The sequence below is a fragment of the Dietzia sp. B19 genome, from assembly GCF_014145155.1.
In the GTDB taxonomy this organism is placed as follows: domain Bacteria; phylum Actinomycetota; class Actinomycetes; order Mycobacteriales; family Mycobacteriaceae; genus Dietzia; species Dietzia natronolimnaea.
In genome coordinates this window covers 1-2,684 of sequence record NZ_JAALED010000466.1, presented here as the reverse complement: position 1 = coordinate 2,684, position 2,684 = coordinate 1, and the positions used below count along the sequence as shown (strand labels likewise).

Here is a 2,684-nt window from a genome sequence, read left to right as displayed (position 1 = left end):
GACGCGCGGCCAGGCCCCTCGCCCTGGCCACCTCCCTCGTCGTGCTGGCGGTGGCGGTCGCGCTCGCGGTGGGGTTCGACCCCGGCGGCGAGACCCACCAGTTCGTCGAGTCCCGCCCGTGGATCCCCGCCTTCGGCGCCTCCTACACGCTCGGACTCGACGGGATCGCGCTGGTGCTGGTCCTGCTCACGGCCGCCCTCATGCCACTGCTCCTGCTGGCCGGGTGGCACGACGTCGCCGCGTCCGACAGCCGCCGCGCGCAGGCGTACCCGGCGCTGATGCTGGCCACGCAGGGGTTGGCGCTGGTGGCGTTCACCAGTCTGGACGTGCTGCTGTTCTACGTCGCGTTCGAGGCCATGCTCATCCCGCTGTACTTCCTCATCGGCGGCTTCGGCCGCAGCGATTCCAGCGGAGCCGACCGGGCGGCGGCGGCCGTGCGGTTCCTCATCTACAACCTCCTCGGTGGGCTGGTCATGCTCGTCGCGGTGATCGGGCTGTACGTGCTCACCGCTCGCGCGGGGCTGGGGGCTGCCGGCACAGACGGCGCGATCGGGGCGGGGACGTTCGACTACCGCCTCATCACCGCGGCCGTCGCGGACGGCCGACTCGAGATCACGCCCGGCGTGGCGCTGCTGATGTTCGCGGCCTTCACCCTGGCCTTTGCGATCAAGGCGCCGCTGTGGCCGTTCCACACCTGGCTGCCCGGTGCTGCCGTGGCCGCGACCCCCGCCTCCGCGGTGCTGATGATGGCGGTCGTGGACAAGGTCGGCACGTTCGCGATGCTGCGCTACAGCCTGCCGCTGTTCCCGGACGCGGCCGCCACGGCGGCGCCGGTGCTCATCATGCTGGCGGTGATCAGCATCGTCTACGGCGGCGTGATGGCCATCGCCCAGACCGACCTGCTCCGGTTGATCGCCTACGCCTCCATCTCCCACTTCGGGTTCATCGTCCTGGGCATCTTCGCCAGGACGGAGCAGTCCGCGGCCGGATCGGCGCTCTACATGGTCAACCACGGCGTCGCCACGGCCGCGTTGTTCCTCGTGGCCGGGTTCCTCGTCCACCGGCACCGCATCCGGGAGATCGGCTACTACGGCGGTGTCCAGCAGGTCGCGCCCGTGATGGCCGGGACGTTCCTCATCGCCGGCCTGGCCACGCTCTCGCTGCCCGGGTTGGCCCCGTTCGTCAGCGAGTTCCTGGTGTTCATCGGGACCTTCGGCCCGTACCCGGTGGCCGCCGTGCTCGCCACGAGCACGTTCGTCCTGGCGGCGGTCTACATCCTGTGGACCTACCAGCGGGTGATGGGTGGACCCCCGGCTCCCGGGCTCGCGCGGACACCGGATCTCGACGCCCGGGAACTCGTGGTGGTGATCCCGCTGGTGGTGGCGCTGATCGTGCTGGGCTTCTACCCGCAGCCCGCGTTGGACGTGATCGAACCGGCGGTCGCCCACACCGTCGCGCTGGTGGGAGGAACCCGATGACCCCTGACATCGCGTACGGATCGCTCGCGCCGCTGCTCGTGGTGTTCGGCGCGGGGATCGTCAGCGTACTGGTGGAGGCGTTCGTCCCCGCGCGGCGCCGCTATGGCACACAGATGGCCGTCTACCTGGGCGGTCTCGCCGCCGCGCTCATCTCGGTGGTCCTCCTGGCCGGGACCCGGATCGTCACGGCCGAGGGGGCGGTCGCGGTCGACGGCCCGGCGCTGTTCCTGCAGGGCCTGACCGTGGTCGTGGCCCTCGGCGCCGGCCTGCTGATCGGCGAACGCACCGTGATCCCGTCGGCCTCCCGCAGAAAGGTGCTCGCGGGCTTCGCGCCCCAGGCCGCCGTGGCCCCCGGCGGCTCGGGCGAACGCGAGGCCGAGCGCGCCGGGTTCACCCAGACGGAGATCTTCCCGCTCGCGCTGTTCGCCACGGGCGGCCTCATGCTGTTCCCCGCGGCGAACGACCTGATCACGCTGTTCATCGCGTTGGAGGTGCTCTCCCTGCCGCTGTACGTGCTGTGCGGGATGGCCCGGCGCCGAAGGCTGCTCTCGCAGGAGGCCGCGGTCAAGTACTTCCTCCTGGGCGCGTTCTCCTCGGCGTTCTTCGTCTACGGCGTCGCGCTGGTGTACGGCTACGCCGGGACCGTGGACTACCGGGGGATCGCCGACGTCGTGGAGGCCGAGGGCGCCAGCTCGCTGATCCTCATCGGCGTGGCCATGATGTCGGTGGGCCTGCTGTTCAAGGTCGGCGCCGTGCCGTTCCACACCTGGACGCCCGACGTCTACCAGGGCGCGCCCACCGCGATCACCGCGTTCATGGCCGCCGGCACCAAGGTCGCCGCGTTCGGCGCGATCCTGCGCTTCTTCCACACCGCGGTGCCCGGGCTCGAGGCGGACTGGGCGCCCGTGCTGTGGGTGATCGCGGCGCTGACGATGATCGTCGGGACGATCGTGGGCGTCGCGCAGAACGACGTCAAGCGGCTACTGGCCTACTCCTCCATCGCCCACGCCGGGTTCCTGCTCACCGGGGCGATCGCGGTCCAGGCCGCCGGGGCGACGGCGATGCTGTTCTACCTCGCGGCGTACGCCGTCAGCACGGTGGGCGTGTTCGCGGTGGCCGGGCTGGTCCGCGACGCCGACGGTGCCGAGATCAGCGACCTGCGGGCCTGGGCCGGGCTCGGTCGGCGTCAGCCGCTGGTGGCGGGCG

At 71.6% G+C, this 2,684-nt stretch carries 2 protein-coding genes; both read left to right on the top strand.

Going from position 1 to position 2,684, the window contains the following annotated elements; translation table 11 throughout:
* A partial coding sequence (locus tag G6020_RS13005) for an NADH-quinone oxidoreductase subunit M (protein ID WP_182610906.1) occupies positions 1-1,478 on the top strand: 1,478 nt, incomplete at its 5' end.
* A partial coding sequence (nuoN, locus tag G6020_RS13000; protein WP_182610905.1) for an NADH-quinone oxidoreductase subunit NuoN occupies positions 1,475-2,684 on the top strand: 1,210 nt, incomplete at its 3' end. The genes G6020_RS13005 and nuoN, both read left to right, overlap by 4 nt.